Origin of the sequence: Microbulbifer agarilyticus (assembly GCF_020171345.1) — a bacterium.
Taxonomy (GTDB): domain Bacteria; phylum Pseudomonadota; class Gammaproteobacteria; order Pseudomonadales; family Cellvibrionaceae; genus Microbulbifer; species Microbulbifer agarilyticus_D.
Genome location: NZ_JAIUZM010000001.1, coordinates 1,312,105 through 1,332,491 on the forward strand (window position 1 = coordinate 1,312,105; position 20,387 = coordinate 1,332,491).

Genomic DNA, 20,387 nt, shown 5'->3' on the forward strand with positions numbered 1-20,387 from the left:
TGCTTGGACGCCACTTAGGCAAATAAAGCTTCTAATGAAAGATCAGGACTTCTTGGTGGGCCGCTGCCAGCCACCAATATTTCGCTGCTTGCCACGGGCCACAGCCAGTTCGTCAGCACTCACTTCACGGGTAATTGTTGATCCGGCGCCGATGGTCGCACCAGAGCCGATGGTTACCGGCGCCACCAGCGCCGAATTGGAACCGATAAAGGCGCCATCGCCAATAATGGTTTTGGATTTGTTTACGCCGTCGTAATTACAAGTGATGGTGCCGGCGCCGATATTCACGCCCTCTCCGACTTCCGCATCGCCGACATAAGACAGGTGATTCACCTTGCTGCCAAGGCCGATCTTGGCTTTTTTGGTTTCAACGAAATTGCCGACTTTTGCTCCGTTAGCCAACTCGGTCCCTGGGCGCAGACGCGCGAAGGGACCAATGGTACAGGCTTCACCGACATTGGCATCTTCAATTATCGAATTGGCCTCCAGCACTGTGCCCGCCGCCAACTGGCAGTTTTTCAGCAAACAATTGGCTCCGATCTTTACGCCATCACCGAGAGTGACCTCTCCTTCGAACACGCAGTTGATGTCGATGCAAACGTCTGCGCCGCAAGAAAGAGTACCGCGTACATCGAGACGCGCAGGATCAAGCAGGGTGACGCCGGCGGCCATCAGGCCTTCGGCATTTTCTGCCTGCAGCGCACGCTCCAGTTCCGCCTGCTGGGCACGGCTGTTTACGCCGGCGACCTCGTTGGGGTCATCGGCGATCACACCGGTGACGGCGATGTTCTCGCTCACGGAGCGCGCGATCACGTCGGTTAGGTAGTACTCACTCTGGGCATTATTGTTGGAGAGTTCCGGTAGCCACTGGGCCAGCAGGTCAGCGGGGGCCGCGAGAATGCCGGTGTTGATTTCGGTAATTTTGAGGGTGTCGGCGTCGGCATCTTTCTGCTCGACAATCGCCTGCACCGCACCGGACCCGTCGCGCACGATACGCCCATAACCACTTGGGTCATCCATCACCACCGATAGCAGCGCAGGCCCGGAAGCAGAAGCCTCGAGCAGGCTTTGCAGCGTCGCGGTTTTTACCAGCGGCACATCGCCGTAGAGCACCAGTACCGTCGCACCCTTGCGAAAGTTCGGAATCGCTTGGGCAACGGCGTGGCCGGTTCCCAGCTGTTCGGTCTGCTCGACAAACTGCACACCACTATCGGCGCAACGCTCACGCACCAGATCCGCACCGTGACCAATAACCACGGTAATACCAACGTCACCGAGCCCCTTGGCCGCATTGATCACCCGCTCCAGCATCGGCACGCCACCAATGGGGTGCAGAACCTTGGGAAGGTTGGAGCGCATGCGGGTGCCTTTGCCCGCGGCGAGGATGACAACGTCGATAGCCATGAGGATCCTTGGAGAATTAGCAACAGAAGAAAGTGTGATCGAGCACCCTTCTTTATAGATAGATACCAATCAATTTTGCTGGGTGCGGATTGTTACGGCTCAGGTCCATGACCGCAAGTGGTCCGTTGTACCTGGTCGGCAGCGGTGCCCTGGAGCGTGGCAATCAGATTGCGCAGACAAAAATTCGGTCAAGCGTAAATATACCGAGTTTTATCCCATTCGGTGTCGATGCGTTGTTTTTTACCGACGTTGCGGTAATTTTTCCGTCAGCAAATTCCTGAAGCGCGATCCTGTTTAGGTATAGCGCGAAACAAGACCACTCCAGTAACCCGGGAGCCCCGAATGATAAAAACCAAAGTCCGCCAGCTGGCACGCCTGATCGGCGGCGCCAGTCTCGCCCTGACCCTACCGCTGGCCGCCGCCGCAGAAGAGGCAAAGAAGGAAGCCGAAAAGTGGGACGTGAACAAACCGCCCTACGAGTTCAAAACCATTCCGCTGGATACCCGCGAAACCACGTGGAGCAACCTGGATATCAGCCCAGACGGCAAAACCATCTTGTTCGATATGCTGGGTGATATCTATGAGATGCCGATCGATGGCGGCAAGGCCACCTCGATCACCAATGAGATTGCCTGGAATACCCAGCCGCGCTTCAGCCCGGACGGCAAATCGATCGTCTTCGTGAGTGACCGCGACGGTGCGGACAACGTGTGGATCATGGATCGCACTGGCGACAATCTGCGTCAGCTCACCACCGAGCGCGAGAATCTGGTGCACGCGCCGAGCTTCAGCCCGGACGGGCAATACCTGGTGGCGCGTAAAGGTTTTATGAGCGGCCGCAGTATCCCCGCCGGTGAGATCTGGATGTACCACTATGGCGGTGGTGAAGGGCGCCAGATCAAGGCGCGTCTTGGCGGAGATAACGCGCAGAAGAACATTTCCGATGCGGTGTTCTCTCCGGACGGTCGTTACATCTATTACACCATCGACACCACGCCGGGCACCGTGTGGGAGTACAACAAGAACTCCACCAAACAGATCTTTGCCATCAACCGCTATGACCTGAATGACGGCAAGGACGAGACCTTTGTATCCGGCCCCGGCGGCTCTATCTCCCCCATGCCTTCCCCGGACGGTAAAAAACTGGCCTTCGTGCGCCGTCAGGACTTCAATACCGCGTTGTTCGTGAAAGACCTGAGCACCGGTCTGGAGACACCGATCTACTCCGAACTGGAGCGCGATCTACAGGAAACCTTCGGCTCTCACGGCAACTACGTACAGTACGACTGGATGCCCGACGGAAAGTCCCTGGTGGTGTGGAGCAAGGGCAAGTTCCTGCGCATCGCCGCCGACGGCAGCAGCCTGCAGAGCGGCGCACGCGAAATCGTGGCGCACATCCAAACCGACAAGCAGGTCGCCGATGCGGTGCGCTTCCCGGTCGATGTGGCGCCGGATGCGTTCGATGTGAAGATGATTCGCTGGGCGCAGAAGTCTCCGGATGGCAAGCAGATCGCCTTCCAGGCACTGGGTAAAATTTACGTTCAGGAGGTGAAAAGTGGTGAACGTCGCCGATTGACCCGCCAGGATGAGCACTTTGAGTTCTATCCGAGCTGGTCCCGCGACGGCAAGCAAATCACCTACGTGTCCTGGGACGACGAAAAGCTGGGCCAGGTACGTGTGGTATCCGCGCGCAGCGGCCGTGGCAAGAACATCACCCAGGAACCGGGCCTGTATGTGGAGCCGAGCTTCTCCCCGGATGGTGAACAGGTAACCTTCCGCCGCTTTACCGGTGGCTACCTGCTGAGCCCCGAATACTCCCTCGAGCCGGGAATTTACCTCGCCGACGCCGATGGCGATTGGCAGCGCCGTATCGCCAAGTCCGGTTACGAGCCGCACTTTGGTGCCGACGGTGAGCGCATTTACTTCTCCGAGTACATTTACGGCAACGGTGGCAAGCGTGTCTTCAAGAGTGTCGACACCAACGGAAAGGACGAGCGTGAACATCTGCACGGCGCAGAAATCACCTCCTTCCGCCTGTCACCGGACGGTCGCTGGGTGGCGTTTACCCAGGACTTCAAGGCATTTGCCGCCCCGTTTATGCACACTGGCAAATCTGAATCCATTGGCCCCAAGGCCAGTGCGGTCAAGGTCACCCAGGTATCCAAGCGCGCCGGTGAGAACCTCCACTGGTCCGCCGACAGCAACACCCTGGGCTGGGCCCACGGCCCGAAACTGTACGAGCGCGAACTCAAAGACGCCTTTGGCTTTGTCGCCGGTGCGCCAGAGCAGCTACCTGAGCCCGTTAGCGATGGGACCGACCTGAGCTTCGAGAAGCCGTTTGCCAACAGCGGCAAACTGGTGGCACTCACCGGTGGCACCGTGGTCACCATGCGCGATTCCGAGCAGACTCAGGAAGTGATTGAAAACGGTGTGGTGCTGTTCCGCGGCAATCGTATTGTCGCAGTGGGCGCAACCAGTGAGGTGGAAATCCCGGTGGGCACCCAGCGTATCGATGTGACCGGCAAAACCGTACTGCCGGGGCTGATTGATGCCCACGCCCACGGCGCCCAGGGACGTGAGGAAATCATCCCGCAGCAGAACTGGAACCTGTATTCCAGCCTGGCGTTTGGCGTGACCACCATTCACGACCCCTCCAACGACAGCAGTGAGATCTTCTCCGCTGCGGAAATGCAGAAGGCCGGCATCATCAACGGCCCGCGCATTTACTCCACCGGCACCATCCTTTACGGCGCCAAGGGCCCCGGCTACAAAGCCAAGATCAACAGCCTGGAAGATGCGGAATTCCATGTTGAGCGTCTCAAGGACATGGGCGCAATTTCCGTGAAGAGCTACAACCAGCCGCGGCGCGAGCAGCGCCAGCAGGTGCTGGAAGCGGGCCGTAAACACGGCATCATGGTGGTGCCGGAAGGTGGCGGCAAGTACCAGCACAATATGAATATGATTGTGGACGGCCATACCGGTGTTGAGCACTCACTGCCGATCGCCAATATCTATTCCGATGTGCAGCAGCTGTGGAGCCAGACACAGGTGGGTTACACGCCGACCTTCGTGGTGGCCTACGGCGGCCTGACCGGCGAATACTACTGGTACGATCACACCGAGGTTTGGAAAAACGAGCGCCTGACGCGCTTCACTCCGGACTTTATCGTCAACCCGCGCTCTATCCGTCGCGAGCGCGCGCCGGATCACCATTACAACCACTTCAATGTGGCCAGCCACGCCAAGCAGCTACGCGATCAGGGCGTTACCGTGCATATCGGTGCCCACGGTCAGCGCGAGGGTCTCGGTGCCCACTGGGAAATGTGGATGATGGAGCAGGGCGGTTTTACCCCGTGGGAAGCGCTTCGTTCCGGCACCATGGACGGCGCCCGCTATCTGGGTATGGATAAGGACCTGGGCAGCCTGGAGCCGGGCAAGCTGGCGGACATCATCGTGGTGGACGGCAACCCACTGGAAAACCTGCGCCTGTCCGAGAACATCAAATACACCGTGATCAACGGCAAGGTATTCGATGCAGCCACCATGAACGAAGTGGACGGCGGCCAGCGTCTGGCGTTCTTCCATGAGCGTCTGCCGGTCAGCGCCATGCCGACCCCGACCGCGGAAGCGATCCAGGAGAAGCAGGAGCGACATCACTGGGTGCACTGATTTCCCATTACCCATAACAAAAAAGCCCGCGAAATCTCGCGGGCTTTTTCGTTTTTGGGAAACCAGTTTTTCAGTGGCCGAGCTCGAGTAATTTCTGCGCTCTGGCACGCAAGTCTTGCGAATGGCTCCAAGCCACAACACGCTCCAGATATTCCCGGGCCAGTCCAGCTTCACCCAAGTGCGACAGGTAAAAGCCGATTGCCGCATTCAGGTTCAGGTGATTGGGCTGCTGGTGATGAGCGCTCAGCATAATTTGCAACGCCGATTCGCTTTCTCCCTTTAATTGATACACCACCCACAAGGTACGGTAGCCCGGCAAGTAGTCGGGCCCGGCTTGTATCGCGAGCTTGCCGTACTTTTCTGCCTGCGCGTAATCGCCCTCATCCCACTTGCGGATTTGACTGGGTGCATGCAAACGCAGCAAATAGTAACGCGCAAGGTTTGCCGCGGTGAGGTGGCTGACAAGGCCGTAGTCACCAATATCCTGCAGCATTTTCTCGCCGAATTTAAAGTTGCCTTTCTCAGCCTCGATCACCGCCATAGCAGTCAGATTCTCGGGCCAGCCGAGTCCCTGCTCTTCGCTTTGTTGCAGGTAATCCATCGCCAGTAAGGACTTTTGCAAATCGAGCGCTTGATTGGCCAGCAGGAACAAGCGCTCGTTTTCATCTAACGCGCGACGGGGGATGGAGTAGGAATATTCCGGTATATCCAGGCTGTAGCGATGAATGTCATCGCGCATATAGGCGAGCATTTCGCGCTGTATTGCGGCAATCGGCTTACCGAAATACTCGGTAAAGCTGGCAACCGGGTCGTCGCCGGCAGCAGCGGCGCGCAGGTAATTTTCGGTAGCGGTGCGATAGTCCGGGTGGCCGGCATTGTGGCCCAGCTGCAGGTAATGGGTCAGCAACCAGGCACTGGCATAGTAATTATTCCAGTAACGGCTGCTGTCGCGGCCATTTGCTGCCGCGAGTGATGGTGGCGATAGTAGCTGCTCAATCGTTAGTGGTGTGTCTTTGGCCCAGGCGCTTAACCGCCATTCCGGCAACCCGCCCACCAGCACCGTGTTTTTGCGCAATTCCGCGCTCGCCAGCAGTTCGGCGAAGCCTTCCGCGTACCAGCGCGGGTAGGTCATGGCACTGTGTTCGCGCATCAGGTGGTGCACGTACTCATGGAATATGAGTCCAGAACCGGTAATCCCATGATCACCGTCGCGGGAAAAGATTACCGGGCCTTGCCAGGTCTCCCGGTAAAACCCGGCAATTTTTTGATCGCCAGAGAACTTCTGAAATTCGGTTGAGTTGCGGAAATGGAACACCCGAAGTTTTGCGTTTTCGGGAACTTCTTCAAGGCCGGTAAAGGAGAGCGCAGTGCGGCGGAAGCGCTCCAGGTCGCGCATCAACTTGTTGACGCGCTGCTCGGAAACGTCGGAATACACGGTGAAGTTTTCCGACTGGTATTCATGCCACTCCGCAGCAGTTATGCGAGGACTAAGCAGCACCAAGGTAAGCAGGGCGCTAATACGCAAGTATTTCGTCACAGACATCTATTACCTCTGCATACCCCATTTCACAGGACGCTAGCCCAGCGCGGACATTACTGTCATCCAGCCATTGAGCCTAAGAACCGACGACAGTTTGCTCACAATCCTGGCGCACCGTGTCCTCGATCCAGGTGCGCAGGCGCAGAACTTCTTGTTCGCCGAGTTCAATCGCCTCGCCAGCACGCGCGTATTCGTTGCCGCCGATCTCGCCCACCTTGGGCCTGATCAGCACATCCGGTGGCGCACCCATCATGCGGGTGCGCTTGTGGCGGCGCTCGAGGATCTCCATGGCCCGTCGCATAGTATCGAACATGCCCGGGGGGCTCGCTTTGCCTTCGCGACTTCCGCGAAAGTGATTCAACTGTTCGCGCCCCTGTTCCACGAGCCGCGACAACCCTTCGGTAAAGCTACTCTCCTGTTCGCCGCCACCGGATTCACGTTGCTCAATTTCTTCACTTTCCGCCTCCAGTAGGAGCTCATCGGCGTCAGGCGACGCGGCGCTAATCACACTGCGGACTTCGCCGTGCTCGCGGTCCATTAACGGCGCCGCATCTTCGGTAACGTCGACGGCAATCACGGTGGTGGCGCCCATGGCGCGACACACATCCACCGGCACCGGGTTGGACACGGCGCCATCCACCAGCCAGCGACCTGAGAGATCCTTGGCGGATAGCAGGCCCGGAATCGAGCAGGATGCACTTACCGCCTCCTGCAGGTTGCCCTGTTGCAGCCAGATTTCCTGTCCGCTGTGCAGATCGGTGGCGATGGCGGTAAATGGAACCGGCAGCTCCTCAATCTGCTTGTATTCCACCTCTTCGAAAAAGGTGCGAAATGGCTTGATACCACCGATGACCCCACCACTCAGCGTCCAGTTGATATCCAGTAGCGAGAGTACCTTCCAGTTGTCCAGCAGACGCGCCCACTCTTCGAGACGATCCAGGTGCCCGGCGGAATAGGCCGCACCGACAAATGCACCCATGGAGGTGCCGGCAATCACATCCGGGCGTATGCCCATTTCTTGCAGTGCACGCAGCACGCCGATATGTGCGAATCCTTTTGCTGCGCCGCTGCCAAGAGCAAGGCCAATACGCGGAGCACCGTTTTTCGTTCCATTTACCATGTGGATTCCAATTCCGGCAGTTAACTGGATAAATAATGACGCGGCTTGAGCGGGATTGAAATGACAGGCACAAAAAAAGCAGCCGAAGCTGCTTTTTCAGACCTGCTGTAGGAAGCAGATGCGCGTTACTTGCCGGCGGCCTTGCGGATCGCCTGCAGGGTGCGCAGACGAGCTTCGGCTTCGGCGAGTTGCGCGGAAACGCGGGCGTAGTCGATATCCGCCGGGGCGCTGCGCAGGGCGTGTTCCGCCTCTTCGCGTGCCTTTTTGGCTGCATCTTCGTCGATATCGCGCTCGGCGATGTCGGCCAGGATGGTTACCATGTTAGGCTGGATTTCGGCATAGCCACCGCTCAGGAACAGCACCTCTTCATCACCATTGTCTTTGATGATGCGTACCGGGCCGGGCTTGAGGTGGGTGAGCAGCTGCGCGTGACCGTAGGAGATACCGAGCTCCCCTTCGACGCCGCTGACAATCACCATCTTCACCAGACCCGAGAAGAGGGATTCCTCTGCGCTAACAATGTCGCAATGTACAGTCATAGCCATAAGGCTACCTCATTCTCAGCTGTTTGCCTTGAAAGGCCCGGCGTAAACCGGGCCTCACGCGCGTGCCTTACTTCTTGTTGGCTTTCTCGACGGCTTCGTCGATGGTGCCGACCATGTAGAAGGCCTGCTCTGGCATATCATCGTATTCGCCGTTCAGGATGCCCTGGAAACCACGGATGGTTTCTTTCAGGGAAACGTATTTGCCCGGCGCACCGGTAAATACTTCCGCTACGTGGAACGGCTGGGACAGGAAGCGTTCGATCTTACGCGCACGCGCTACGATCTGCTTGTCTTCCTCGGACAGTTCGTCCATACCCAGGATCGCGATGATGTCCTTCAGCTCTTTGTAGCGCTGCAGTACAGACTGTACGCCACGGGCTACAGAGTAGTGCTCCTCACCAATCACCTGCGGATCCAGCTGACGGGAAGTGGAGTCGAGCGGGTCAACAGCCGGGTAGATACCCTTGGCGGCGATGTCACGGCTCAGTACTACGGTGGAGTCCAAGTGGGCGAAGGTGGTCGCCGGAGACGGGTCGGTCAAGTCATCCGCCGGTACGTATACCGCCTGGATGGAGGTGATGGAGCCAGTCTTGGTGGAGGTAATACGCTCCTGCAGCACGCCCATCTCTTCCGCCAGAGTCGGCTGGTAACCTACCGCAGACGGCATACGGCCGAGCAGTGCGGATACTTCGGTACCGGCCAGGGTGTAACGGTAGATGTTGTCTACGAACAACAGTACGTCACGACCTTCGTCACGGAATTTCTCGGCCATAGTCAGGCCGGTCAGGGCTACACGCAGACGGTTACCGGGCGGCTCATTCATCTGGCCGTAAACCATCGCTACCTTGGACTTGGCAAACTCTTCGACGTTAACAACGCCAGCTTCCTGCATCTCGTGGTAGAAGTCGTTACCTTCACGAGTACGCTCACCTACACCCGCGAACACGGACAGACCGCTGTGCTCGGTGGCGATGTTGTTGATGAGCTCCATCATGTTTACGGTTTTACCTACACCGGCACCACCGAACAGACCAACTTTACCACCCTTGGCGAACGGACATACCAGGTCGATTACCTTGATGCCGGTTTCCAGCAGTTCGGTGGAGCTGGACTGCTCTTCGTAGGTTGGTGCGGCGCGGTGGATAGAGGAACGCTCTTTCTCACCGATAGGGCCACATTCGTCAATTGGGTTACCCAGTACATCCATGATACGACCCAGGGTCTCGGTACCTACCGGTACAGAAACCGGCGCGCCAGTGTTCTTTACTGGCAGACCGCGGGAGATACCCTCGGAAGAACCCATGGCGATAGCACGTACAATGCCGTCGCCCAGCTGCTGCTGCACTTCCATGGTGAGGTCTTTACCCTCAACCACAAGTGCATCGTATACATTCGGTACGGCGTCGCGCGGGAATTCCACGTCGATGACCGCGCCGATAACTTGCACAATTTGCCCGTTACTCATTTCCCGATCCTCAAAGTTCAAATCTTTCGGCGGTCGAATTAGACCGCTGCGGCGCCGCCAACAATCTCAGACAGCTCTTGGGTAATCGCTGCCTGGCGCGCCTTGTTGTAAACCAGCTGCAGTGCGTCGATCAGCTCACCGGCGTTATCGGTGGCGCTCTTCATCGCAATCATACGTGCAGCCTGTTCACAGGCCTTGTTTTCAACTACTGCCTGATACACCTGAGACTCGATGTAGCGAGACAACAGTCCGTCGAGAATCTCGACAGGCTCTGGCTCGTACAGGTAATCCCATTCGTGCTGCAGTTGTTCATCTTCGTCTTTCTTCAACGGAAGCAGCTGGTTGATCTGCGGCTTCTGGGTCATGGTGTTCACGAATTCGTTGGACACCAGGAAGAGACGGTCGATCTCGCCACTGGCGAAACGATCGAGCATCACTTTCACAGAACCGATCAGTTGCTTGGCCTGAGGCTGGTCGCCCAGGTCGCGCACTGCTGCTACGACGTTGCCGCCGATGCTGTTGAAAAAGCCGGCCGCCTTGTTGCCGATCGCGCAGATGTCTACGCCTACACCCTGTTTGTCCCAGGTGTGCATATCACGGATCGCTGCCTTGAACACGTTGATGTTCAGACCACCACAGAGACCGCGGTCGGTGGATACCAGAATGTAACCCACACGCTTTACTTCGCGCTCTTGTAGGTAGATGTGCTGGTATTCCGCGTTGGCGTTGGCAATGTGGCCAATCACCGCGCGAATGCGGCTTGCGTAAGGGCGCCCCAGTGCCATGCGATCTTGAGCTTTACGCATCTTGCTCGCCGCAACCATTTCCATGGCCGAGGTGATTTTCTGCGTGCTCTTGATGCTGGCAATTTTTGTGCGTACTTCTTTTCCGCCTGCCATAGTGCTTTACCTTGTTCGCTCGCGTTGTTTCGCCCTGTACTCAGAGAGTGCAGGGCGAAAGCGGATTACCAGCTACCGGTAGCGACGAATTTCTCGATAGCGGCCTTGAAGGCAGCGTCGATTTCGCCGTTGTAGTCACCGGTGCTGTTCACTTTTGCCATCAGCTCTGCGTGTTCGCTGTTCATGTAAGCGAGCAGGGCGGATTCAAAGTCCAGCACCTTGTTGACTTCTACGTCGTTCAGGAAGCCTTTGTCGGCAGCGTAAACAGATACCGCCATGTCCGCGATGGACATCGGGGAGTACTGCTTCTGCTTCATCAATTCGGTAACGCGCTCACCGTGGTCCAGCTGGGCCTTGGTGGCTTCGTCCAGGTCAGAAGCGAACTGGGAGAAGGCCGCGAGTTCGCGGTACTGCGCCAGTGCGGTACGGATACCACCGGAAAGCTTCTTGATCACCTTGGTCTGTGCGGAACCACCAACACGGGATACGGAGATACCCGGGTTGATCGCCGGACGTACACCGGAGTTGAACAGGTCGGTTTCCAGGAAGATCTGACCGTCGGTAATGGAGATTACGTTGGTCGGTACGAACGCGGAAACGTCACCCGCCTGGGTTTCAATGATTGGCAGTGCGGTCAGGGAGCCGGTTTTGCCTTTCACTTCACCGTTGGTGAACTTCTCTACGTACTCAGCGTTTACGCGAGCAGCGCGCTCCAGCAGACGGGAGTGCAAGTAGAAAACGTCACCCGGGTATGCTTCACGGCCCGGAGGACGCTTCAGCAGCAGGGAGATCTGACGGTAGGCCCAAGCCTGCTTGGTCAGGTCATCGTAAATGATCAGGGCGTCTTCACCGCGGTCGCGGAAGTACTCACCCATGGTGCAGCCAACGTATGGAGCCAGGAACTGCATCGCAGCTGGGTCGGCGGCGCCGGCAGCAACAACGATGGTGTGGTCCATTGCGCCGTGCTCTTCGAGCTTGCGCACAACGTTTGCAATAGAAGACTGCTTCTGGCCTACGGCAACGTAGATACACTTAATGCCGGTGCCTTTCTGGTTGATGATCGCATCGATCGCAACCGCAGTTTTACCGATCTGACGGTCGCCAATGATCAGCTCACGCTGGCCACGACCGATCGGGATCATGGTATCTACCGCTTTCAGACCGGTCTGTACCGGCTGATCAACGGACTGACGGGCAATTACGCCAGGTGCTACTTTCTCAACAGCGTCGGTCAGCTTGTTGTTCAGCGGACCTTTACCGTCGATCGGGTTACCAAGGGCGTCAACCACACGACCCAGCAGCTCCGGACCAACCGGGGCTTCCAGGATGCGGCCAGTACAACGACACTTCTGGCCTTCCGCCAGAGATTTGTAGTCGCCCAGTACGATGGCACCAACGGAGTCGCGCTCCAGGTTCAGTGCCATACCGGTAACACCGCCTTCGAACTCGATCATCTCACCGTACATCACGTCGGCCAGGCCGTGGATGCGGATGATACCGTCGGATACGGAAACAATTGTGCCCTCATTCTGGGCTTCAGTGCTCACATCGAGATTGTCGATGCGGCTCTTGATAATTTCACTGATCTCAGAGGGATTCAGTTGCTGCATGCTCTGTTCCTCGATTCCCCGGCAGGGCTGCCCACCGGGAAGGTAATTTAGGAGTTCATCGCCTCGGCGAGTTTGGCCAGTCGGCCGCGCACGGTGCCATCGATCACCGTGTCACCAGCGCGAATAATCGCGCCGCCCAGCAGACTTTCGTCGACCGCGCTGTGCAGGTGCACCTCGCGGGCAAACTTCTTGCTGAGTGCCTGGGTGAGGCGCTGGGACTGTTCGTCGCTGAGCGGGCGGGCAGAGATAACTTCCACTTCGAGAGTGGCTTCTGCCTGGGCCTTCAGGTCTTCGAACAGTTCGGAAATTTCCGGCAGCAGCGGCAGGCGGTGGTTTTCCGCCAGCAGCTTGATGAAGTTCTGCATGGCGGCATCGTAATCGCCACATACAGACAGGAATTTTTCCGCGCGCACTTCACTGGTCAACTGCGGGTTATCCAGCAGCTCGCCAACTTTTTCGTTCTGGCTGACCGCCGCTGCGGTTACCAACGCCGCGCTCCAACCGCTAAGGTCGGAGGCTTCTTGGGCGTGGGCAAATGCCGCTTTAGCGTATGGCCGGGCCAGAGTGCTGAGTTCCGCCATGGGTTCCTCGCTTACAGCTCGGCTGCCAGTTTCTCAATCATGTCATCGTGTGCCTTGGCATCGATGTTGATTGAGAGGATTTTTTCTGCGCCGGCAACAGACAGGTCAGCAACACGGGTACGAAGTTGTTCCTTCGCACGGTTTACTTCCTGTTCGATTTCCGCCTGTGCGGCAGCTTTCAGGCGATCGCCTTCGCTGCGTGCTGCCTCTTTGGCTTCATCAACGATTTGGTTGGCGCGCTTGTTGGCACCATCGATGATTTCGGCCGCTTGGGCTTTGGCTTCTTTCAGTTGCTCGGCCGCTTTGCGCTGGGCCAGCTCAAGATCTTTTTCTGCGCGTTCGGCTTCTTGCAGACCGGTGGCAATTTTTTGCTCACGTTCTTGCATTACACCCAGCAGGGCCGGCCAGACGTATTTCCAGCAGAACCATACAAAGGCGAAAAAGGTGATCGACTGGCCGATCAGAGTCAGGTTGATATTCACACCGACACCTCTTGCTCTTTCAAAAGTGGATTAAAGGGCAATTGGAACGATGGATTAACCAGCCAGACCAGGAGCAACCGCGAAAATCAGGTACATAGCGATACCAACACCGATCATCGGTACGGCGTCGAGCAGACCAGCCATCAGGAACATTTTGCCTTGCAGAGCAGGAGCCTGCTCCGGCTGACGAGCAGAACCTTCCAGCAGTTTGCCACCCAGGGTGCCGAAACCGATAGCAGTACCCAGTGCGCCCAGACCGATCAGCAGTGCAGCAGCTACGTATACCAGACCTAATGCTTCCATTGTTTTCTCCAAAAGTAAGTTAAGAGTTGTTGAAGTTGAAAGTGAGTGAAAAAAGTCAGTAAACCGACAAATCCTTTACAGCTGGCACGACCTTACTGGTCGTGCGCGTGCTCTTCTTCCCGGTCGTGCGCCATGGCCATGTACACGGTAGTCAGTACCATGAATACGAAGGCCTGCAGGGTGATGACCAGGATGTGGAAAATCGCCCAGCCCATCTGCAGGAAGCTGGCGCCGATAAAGCCCAGAACGCCAACACCGAATACGATGGCGATCAGGATGAAAATCATCTCACCCGCGTAGAGGTTACCGAACAGACGCAGGCCGAGAGAGACAGGCTTGGCGATCAGGGAAACCGCTTCCAGCAGGAAGTTGAACGGGATCAGGAAGATATCTACGTACCACTTACCGGAGTGGAAGGGGTGCAGAGTCAGTTCCTTCACAAAGCCCATCAGGCCTTTTTCTTTCACACTGAAGAAAATCATCAGGGCGAACACCGCCAGCGCCATACCCAGAGTGGCGTTCAGGTCGGTGGTAGGAACAACCTTGAAGTAGACGTGATGCGGATCGGCACCGGTGAGAGCAGAGGTACCGTGGGCGAACGCCAGCGGCAGCCAGTCAACCGGGATCAAATCCATCAGGTTCATCAGGAACACCCACACGAAGATGGTCAAAGCCATCGGTGCAACCATGCTGTTGCGGTGCGGGAAGGTGTCTTTAACGGTTTTGTCGATGAAGTCGACAATTACTTCGACGAAGCTCTGGAAGCCAGAGGGGACGCCCGGAGTCGCTTTTTTCGCCGCGCGGGCGAACAGGAAGCAGAAAATCAGACCCAGACCAATGGACCAACCCAGGGTGTCCAGGTGCACAGCCCAGAAGCCCATATCGGCGGCTTCCTGACTACTGTGTGCAATCGTCCAGGTGGATTCGGAAAGTACGGTTCCGTCGGTACGGGTGTAACCCGCTGGAAGTTTACCGTATGCAAGATTTTGCAGGTGGTGCTGGATATAACCCGTCGCGGTTTGTTCGGCAGCCATAGTTCCTCAACACGTTTTAAGATGAAAAATCTGTTTCGTGGAACCCCGAACCTGCGCGGCCTTGGTTTTCGGCCCTGAGCAAAAGCGCAGTCACTCTTCGAGGCTCCCCGCCCCCCGCTAACCTTTGGTATGCAGGCGGGCTACGAGAATCCATTGCAAAATCACGCACAAGCCGTAGCTGATAAACAGCACTGCGGGGTTCAGCGTTTTGACGCTGGTAAACACCAGCGCAAACCCCACCAGGGTCATTACGAACTTGCCGGTTTCGGCGCGGTAGAAGCTTCCCACCGCGCGCTGGCTGGCGCGCGCTCCGCGGATCTTGCCGCGGTTCGGCCCTAACAGCTCAAAGGCACGCAAACCAAAATACAGATTGGGCACCACACACAGGGCGCCGCCAAGCAGGGCGGAAAGGGCGATGACACGTCCCAGCGTGAATTCGAGCGCCACTACAGCCAGCAAAACAACCGCAAGCTGGATCAGCGAAATCTGTACAACTGGGGGATTACGCATAGGCGGGAACAGGCCGGCCAAACTTTCTTTTCCGCCCAAAATTTGGGCGTGCGAATTATGGAGGAACGAGGCTGTCGATTCAACTAGCAAATCTCGTCAGATGGCATGGCTTTCGCGGTCGTTTACCACCCATTTCGGTGACAGTAAGCACTTACAAACTGAGGGGTTATTTGCCGACAGATGCGCCAGCGGGCGGGGATCGATGCGCCAAAACATTGCACTATTTTGGCGCACTTTTTACAAAAACGTTGCAATAGTAACGTTTCCAGCACGTCTCGGCGGGGCGCTGGTCAGTCTTCGCGGTAACCCAGGTGCGCCAAAATGCCGTCCAGCTCATCCAGGCTGGTGTACTTGAGCACCAGCTTGCCGGCGCCTTTTTCGCCGTGATCAATCGTCACCGGAACACCAATTTTTTCTGCCAGCTGTTCACTCAGGCGGCGAATATTGGGGTCCACCGGGGCTTTCTTCGGTTTCGGCTGGCCTGCCTGGGCCTGGACGTTGCGCACCAGCGCCTCGGTCTGGCGCACGGTCAAACCGCGATCGACCACCTGCCGGGCGGTGGCTTTCTGATCTTCACCGGCAAGACCGAGCAGCGCCTTGGCGTGACCGGTCTCGATATCGCCGCGTTCGAGGAAGGTGCGTACCTCGTCGGTGAGACTCAACAGGCGCAGCAGATTGGTCACGGCGGTGCGGGATTTACCCACGGCTTCGGCCACCTGCTGCTGGGTGAGTTCGAATTCATCCTGCAGACGCTTGAGCGCTACCGCTTCTTCGACCGGGTTCAGGTCTTCCCGCTGGATATTTTCAATCAGCGCCATGGCAATGGCGGCTTCGTCGGCCACTTCGCGGATCAGCGCAGGGACTTTATCCAGCTCGGCGAGCTGGGCGGCGCGCCAGCGGCGCTCACCGGCGATAATCTCGTATTTGCGCTCACCGACAGGGCGTACCACGATGGGCTGCATAATGCCCTGGGCGCGGATGGAGTCGGCCAATTCTTGCAGGGACTCCTGCGGGAAATCGCGGCGCGGCTGGTAGCGGCCACGCTGTAGGAATTCGATCGGCAACTCTTTGAGCTCACCATCCACACGTTCGGCGACATCACCGTTGCGCTCGCCAGTGGCCACGGCAATGGCTTCGCTGGCATTGTTACTGATCAGGTGGGAAAGCCCTTTCCCGAGGCCCTTGCGTTTCGCGGCCATAGGTTTGTTACCTCAGTCTTAAACCGCTTCCGCTACCGGGCGTGGTCCACTGTTCTGGTTGCTATTTTGGTTTGCCGCGGTGTCGCGGCGGGTAATCTCACCGGCGAGGGCAAGGTAGGCGATGGCGCCTTTGGAGCTGCGGTCGTAGTCCAGTGCGGGCTTGCCAAAACTCGGGGCTTCCGCAAGACGCACATTGCGCGGTATGCAGGTGCGGTACAGACGCTCACCGAAGTATTCACTCAACTGCTCGGAAACATCACTGGTCAGGCTGTTACGCGGGTCGAACATGGTGCGCAGGATGCCTTCGATCTTCAGGCTCGGGTTGGCGGCCTGCTGGACCTGGGTAATGGTATCGATCAGCGAGGACAGTCCTTCCAGCGCGTAGTATTCGCACTGCATCGGGATCAATACACCGCCGGCGGCACATAGAGCGTTTACGGTGAGCATGTTCAGCGACGGCGGACAATCGATGATGATGTAGTCGTAATCATCAGCGACCTGCACGAGCGCCTGGCGCAGGCGGGATTCGCGGCCATCCATCTCCAGCAATTCCACTTCCGCCGCGGACAGGTCTATGTTCGCCGGCATCAGGTCGTAACCACTGGCGGTTGTCACGATCGCCTTGCGCGGCGGCAGCAGGCTGGCCAGCACGTCGTAGCTCGACAGCTGCAACTCGCTCTTGTCGATGCCGCTGCCCATAGTGGCGTTGCCCTGGGGGTCCAGGTCAATCAGCAATACGCGTCGCTTGTTGGCAACAAGTGACGCGGACAGGTTGACGCAGGTTGTGGTCTTGCCGACTCCGCCCTTCTGGTTAGCTACCGCAAAAATTTTGCTCAAGGTTCTGGTCCTGTTGGTCCCGTTGACGCAGTTCCTCTGGCGTCCCGGGCTCGCCGCTAGGCCGGTTTGACCGGGAGGCGCGGCAGCAAAAGCGCACCCGCGAACATCAGCCCGGTGCACTGGTATTAATCTCAGTTGTTTTTGTTCCACCCCGGCATTGGAGTGGATTGCCAGAGCTGGCGGTTCAGTCCTCGCGAACAAGGACGATCAGGTGGCGCTCGGCGTCGCACCCCGGTACTCGCAATGGGTGCATCTGTTCGACCTTAATGCCTTTTGGCAATGCGCTCAACTCATCTTCGGGGATCTTGCCCTTCATCGCATAAAAGCGGCCGCCCGCGGCGAGCAAGTGCTCACTTCCCTGCACCATATCCTGCAGGGAGGCAAACGCCCTGGAAACCACGCCAGAGTAGAGGTTTTCCGGCTGGTAGGCCTCCACCCGCTGGTTCACCACGTTGATGTTGGCGAGCTTGAGCTGGCTGGCCACCTGAAACTGAAAGCGCGACTTTTTGCCATTGCTGTCGAGCAGGCTGATGGGGCGCTCGGGGTGGATGATCGCCAGCGGGATACCGGGCAGGCCACCACCTGAGCCGACATCGATCAGCGGGGTCTGGTCTGCGGGACTGGTACCACACAGATTCACCACACTCAGACTGTCGATGATATGCCGCTCAAGCATCTCCGCCGGGTCGCGCACGGCGGACAGGTTGTAAGCGGCATTCCAGCGCGCAAACAGGTCGAGGTAGGCCAGCAATTTGTCCTGCTGTTCACCGGTCAACGCCAGCTGTAACTGATCTGCCGCCTGCTGCAGGCGGGGCCGAAACTGCTCCATCACCTCAAACCGCCTTCTTGCGGGTCAACAGTCCGCGTTTCTTCAGCTGGATCAACAACAGCGAAACCGCTGCCGGCGTCACGCCCGGTACGCGGCTGGCCCGCGCCAGGGTGTCGGGGCGCGCATCTGTTAGCTTCTGCACCACCTCGTTGGAGAGGCCGGATACCGCGCCATAGTCGAAATCCACGGGTAGCGGGGTGTCCTCGTACGCCTGCAGGCGTTCAATTTCGTCGCGCTGGCGATCGATGTAACCGGCGTACTTGGCGGAGATCTCCACCTGCTCGGCGACGCGCTCGTCGGCGACAGCTTCCCCTTTGAGACTGGCGATATCCGTGTATTCCAGCTCCGGGCGCTTCAGCAGGTCCTGCAGGCTGTATTCGCGGGCCAGCGGCTGCGGCAGCTTTTGCTCCACACTGGTGGCCGCATCGGTACCCGGCTGAACCCAGGTTTCCTTGAGGCGCTGCTGCTCGAGGGCAATGGCTTCACGCTTTTCGCAGAAGGCCTGCCAGCGGGTGTCATCCACCAGCCCCAGCTCACGCCCCTTTTCGGTCAAACGCAGGTCCGCATTGTCTTCGCGGAGCAACAGGCGGTATTCCGCGCGGCTGGTGAACATGCGGTAGGGTTCTTTGGTGCCGCTGGTGATCAGATCGTCCACCAACACACCGAGATAGGCTTCATCGCGGCGCGGTGACCAGGCGTCCTTGTCCTGCGCCTGCAGCGCGGCATTGGCGCCAGCCAGCAAGCCCTGAGCGGCAGCTTCTTCGTAACCGGTGGTGCCGTTGATCTGGCCGGCGAAGAACAGACCGGCAATAAACTTGGTTTCCAGTGACGGCAGCAGGTCGCGCGGATCAAAGAAATCGTATTCGATGGCATAGCCCGGGCGGGTGATATGCGCACTCTCAAAGCCCTTGATGGAGCGCACCAGATTCATCTGCACATCAAACGGCAGGCTGGTGGAGATGCCATTGGGGTAGAGCTCGTTGGTGGTGAGCCCTTCGGGCTCGATAAAGATCTGGTGGCTGTCCTTGTCGGCGAAGCGGTGCACCTTGTCCTCGATGGACGGGCAGTAACGCGGGCCTATACCTTCGATCACCCCGGAATACATGGGTGAGCGGTCCAGACCACCACGGATGATGTCGTGGGTCTGCTCGTTGGTGTGGGTGATCCAGCAGCACACCTGTTGCGGATGCTGGGCGCGGTTGCCCAAATAGGACATGACCGGCAGCGGCTCGTCGCCCCACTGTTCTTCCAGGCCCGAGAAGTCCACGGAGCGCGCGTCGATACGCGGCGGGGTGCCGGTTTTCAGGCGCTCAACGCGGAAAGGCAGCGCACGCAGGCGCTCGGCAAGGGCAATGGAGGGCGGGTCGCCAGCACGGCCACCGGCGTGGTTGTCCAGGCCGATATGAATGCGTCCACCGAGAAAGGTACCGGCGGTTATGACCACGGTTTTGCCGTGAAAGCGCAGGCCGGCATTGGTTACCACGCCGGTCACCCGGTCGTTGTCGACGATCAGGTCATCGGCCGCCTGCTGGAAGATGTCCAGGTTGGGCTGATTCTCGAGGATATTGCGAATCGCCGCCTTGTACAGCGCGCGGTCTGCCTGGGCGCGGGTGGCCCGTACTGCAGGGCCTTTGCGGGCATTCAAAACACGGAACTGGATGCCACCGAGATCTGTGGCGGTGGCCATGGCGCCGCCGAGGGCGTCCACTTCTTTCACCAGATGGCTTTTACCGATGCCGCCAATAGCCGGGTTACACGACATTTGCCCGAGCGTTTCGATGTTGTGGGTCAACAGCAGGGTGCGACTCCCCATGCGCGCAGATGCCAGGCACGCCTCGGTGCCGGCATGTCCGCCGCCAATCACGATCACATCATATTGCGTGGGGTAATCCATAGGTTCAGCTCTGGTGTCAGCTTTGCCGCTGACAGGTCACGGTAAAAATCGGCCGCACATTATAGGCGCCTTGAGCTGTGCAAAAAAGCGGCATTTTGAAATTTCATTTTGCGCTTTCTTATATCTATTTAAATAAAGTTATACATATCTTATGTGTATGTATGTGTTTATGTTTAATGTAGTTATATAGGGTAGTGTTTTTTACGTATAAGTATGAAAAATCGTTTAAAAACAGTTGGTTACGGGCATGATAACTACCCTGTAAACCCTTGCTTTTAGCGGGGTAAAACCGCGGTATGGCATTGTGGACGAGTGGGATAAGTCAGGGGGTTTGAGCCGATTCGTTGATTTGTCCCCATTTGCGTACCGGCTTCCCCTCACTTTTCCACTGTTTTTATCCACACTTCGCGGTGAGGCGTCTCTCTTTTCGTTGTTGTGTGCATAAGTCTGTGGTTTAACGGGATAA

At 57.7% G+C, this 20,387-nt stretch carries 17 protein-coding genes; 1 reads left to right on the forward strand and 16 read right to left on the reverse strand.

Features of this window, described 5'->3' with window-relative positions; all coding sequences use genetic code 11:
* Positions 1-42: 42 nt before the first annotated feature.
* On the reverse strand, positions 43-1,404 hold the full coding sequence (glmU, locus tag LCM31_RS05505; protein WP_224868215.1) for a bifunctional UDP-N-acetylglucosamine diphosphorylase/glucosamine-1-phosphate N-acetyltransferase GlmU: 1,362 nt from the start codon (positions 1,402-1,404) through the stop codon (positions 43-45).
* 342 nt (positions 1,405-1,746) lie between these two features.
* Here glmU and LCM31_RS05510 point away from each other — a divergent pair, with 342 nt between their 5' ends.
* Positions 1,747-5,073 carry an amidohydrolase family protein gene (locus LCM31_RS05510; RefSeq protein WP_224868217.1) on the forward strand — a complete coding sequence of 1,109 codons (3,327 nt, stop codon included), beginning with the start codon at positions 1,747-1,749 and terminating at the stop codon, positions 5,071-5,073.
* A 70-nt stretch (positions 5,074-5,143) separates the two neighbouring features.
* Here the strand turns inward: LCM31_RS05510 and LCM31_RS05515 are convergent, their stop codons facing one another.
* The 15 genes from LCM31_RS05515 to mnmG form a co-directional block, all read right to left on the reverse strand.
* A complete protein-coding gene (locus tag LCM31_RS05515; RefSeq protein ID WP_224868219.1) occupies positions 5,144-6,616 on the reverse strand; it encodes a tetratricopeptide repeat protein in 1,473 nt (490 codons plus the stop codon).
* Positions 6,617-6,689: 73 nt separating this feature from the next.
* Positions 6,690-7,733 (reverse strand): patatin-like phospholipase family protein, encoded by a 1,044-nt coding sequence (locus LCM31_RS05520; RefSeq protein WP_224868221.1) that lies wholly within the window; start codon positions 7,731-7,733, stop codon positions 6,690-6,692.
* 125 nt (positions 7,734-7,858) lie between these two features.
* The gene (locus LCM31_RS05525) at positions 7,859-8,278 is read right to left on the reverse strand and encodes a F0F1 ATP synthase subunit epsilon (RefSeq protein WP_010131050.1); all 420 of its coding nucleotides are present in this window, start codon (positions 8,276-8,278) and stop codon (positions 7,859-7,861) included.
* 67 nt (positions 8,279-8,345) lie between these two features.
* Positions 8,346-9,743, reverse strand: coding sequence for a F0F1 ATP synthase subunit beta (gene atpD / locus LCM31_RS05530; RefSeq protein WP_010131051.1), 1,398 nt, complete (start codon positions 9,741-9,743; stop codon positions 8,346-8,348).
* A 38-nt stretch (positions 9,744-9,781) separates the two neighbouring features.
* Positions 9,782-10,642 (reverse strand): F0F1 ATP synthase subunit gamma, encoded by an 861-nt coding sequence (gene atpG, locus LCM31_RS05535; protein WP_222230900.1) that lies wholly within the window; start codon positions 10,640-10,642, stop codon positions 9,782-9,784.
* 65 nt (positions 10,643-10,707) lie between these two features.
* Positions 10,708-12,252, reverse strand: a complete 1,545-nt coding sequence (atpA, locus tag LCM31_RS05540) for a F0F1 ATP synthase subunit alpha (RefSeq protein ID WP_222230897.1) — start codon at positions 12,250-12,252, stop codon at positions 10,708-10,710.
* Between the two features lie 47 nt (positions 12,253-12,299).
* Positions 12,300-12,833 carry a F0F1 ATP synthase subunit delta gene (locus LCM31_RS05545; protein WP_222248070.1) on the reverse strand — a complete coding sequence of 178 codons (534 nt, stop codon included), beginning with the start codon at positions 12,831-12,833 and terminating at the stop codon, positions 12,300-12,302.
* Positions 12,834-12,844: 11 nt separating this feature from the next.
* Positions 12,845-13,315 carry a F0F1 ATP synthase subunit B gene (locus tag LCM31_RS05550; RefSeq protein ID WP_077407905.1) on the reverse strand — a complete coding sequence of 157 codons (471 nt, stop codon included), beginning with the start codon at positions 13,313-13,315 and terminating at the stop codon, positions 12,845-12,847.
* A 54-nt stretch (positions 13,316-13,369) separates the two neighbouring features.
* Complete coding sequence (gene atpE / locus LCM31_RS05555) at positions 13,370-13,618, reverse strand: F0F1 ATP synthase subunit C (RefSeq protein ID WP_010131056.1); 249 nt, start codon at positions 13,616-13,618, stop codon at positions 13,370-13,372.
* 92 nt (positions 13,619-13,710) lie between these two features.
* Positions 13,711-14,652 carry a F0F1 ATP synthase subunit A gene (atpB, locus tag LCM31_RS05560; protein ID WP_224868223.1) on the reverse strand — a complete coding sequence of 314 codons (942 nt, stop codon included), beginning with the start codon at positions 14,650-14,652 and terminating at the stop codon, positions 13,711-13,713.
* Between the two features lie 117 nt (positions 14,653-14,769).
* Positions 14,770-15,162 (reverse strand): ATP synthase subunit I, encoded by a 393-nt coding sequence (locus tag LCM31_RS05565; RefSeq protein ID WP_224868225.1) that lies wholly within the window; start codon positions 15,160-15,162, stop codon positions 14,770-14,772.
* 290 nt (positions 15,163-15,452) lie between these two features.
* Entirely contained in the window at positions 15,453-16,361 is a 909-nt protein-coding gene (locus tag LCM31_RS05570; RefSeq protein ID WP_224868227.1) for a ParB/RepB/Spo0J family partition protein, read from the reverse strand.
* An 18-nt stretch (positions 16,362-16,379) separates the two neighbouring features.
* Complete coding sequence (locus LCM31_RS05575) at positions 16,380-17,198, reverse strand: ParA family protein (protein WP_224868229.1); 819 nt, start codon at positions 17,196-17,198, stop codon at positions 16,380-16,382.
* Between the two features lie 184 nt (positions 17,199-17,382).
* Positions 17,383-18,027: a 16S rRNA (guanine(527)-N(7))-methyltransferase RsmG gene (rsmG, locus tag LCM31_RS05580; protein ID WP_224868231.1), complete on the reverse strand. Its 645-nt coding sequence runs from the start codon at positions 18,025-18,027 to the stop codon at positions 17,383-17,385.
* Positions 18,028-18,031: 4 nt separating this feature from the next.
* On the reverse strand, positions 18,032-19,921 hold the full coding sequence (gene mnmG / locus LCM31_RS05585) for a tRNA uridine-5-carboxymethylaminomethyl(34) synthesis enzyme MnmG (protein WP_224868233.1): 1,890 nt from the start codon (positions 19,919-19,921) through the stop codon (positions 18,032-18,034).
* Positions 19,922-20,387: the final 466 nt, after the last annotated feature.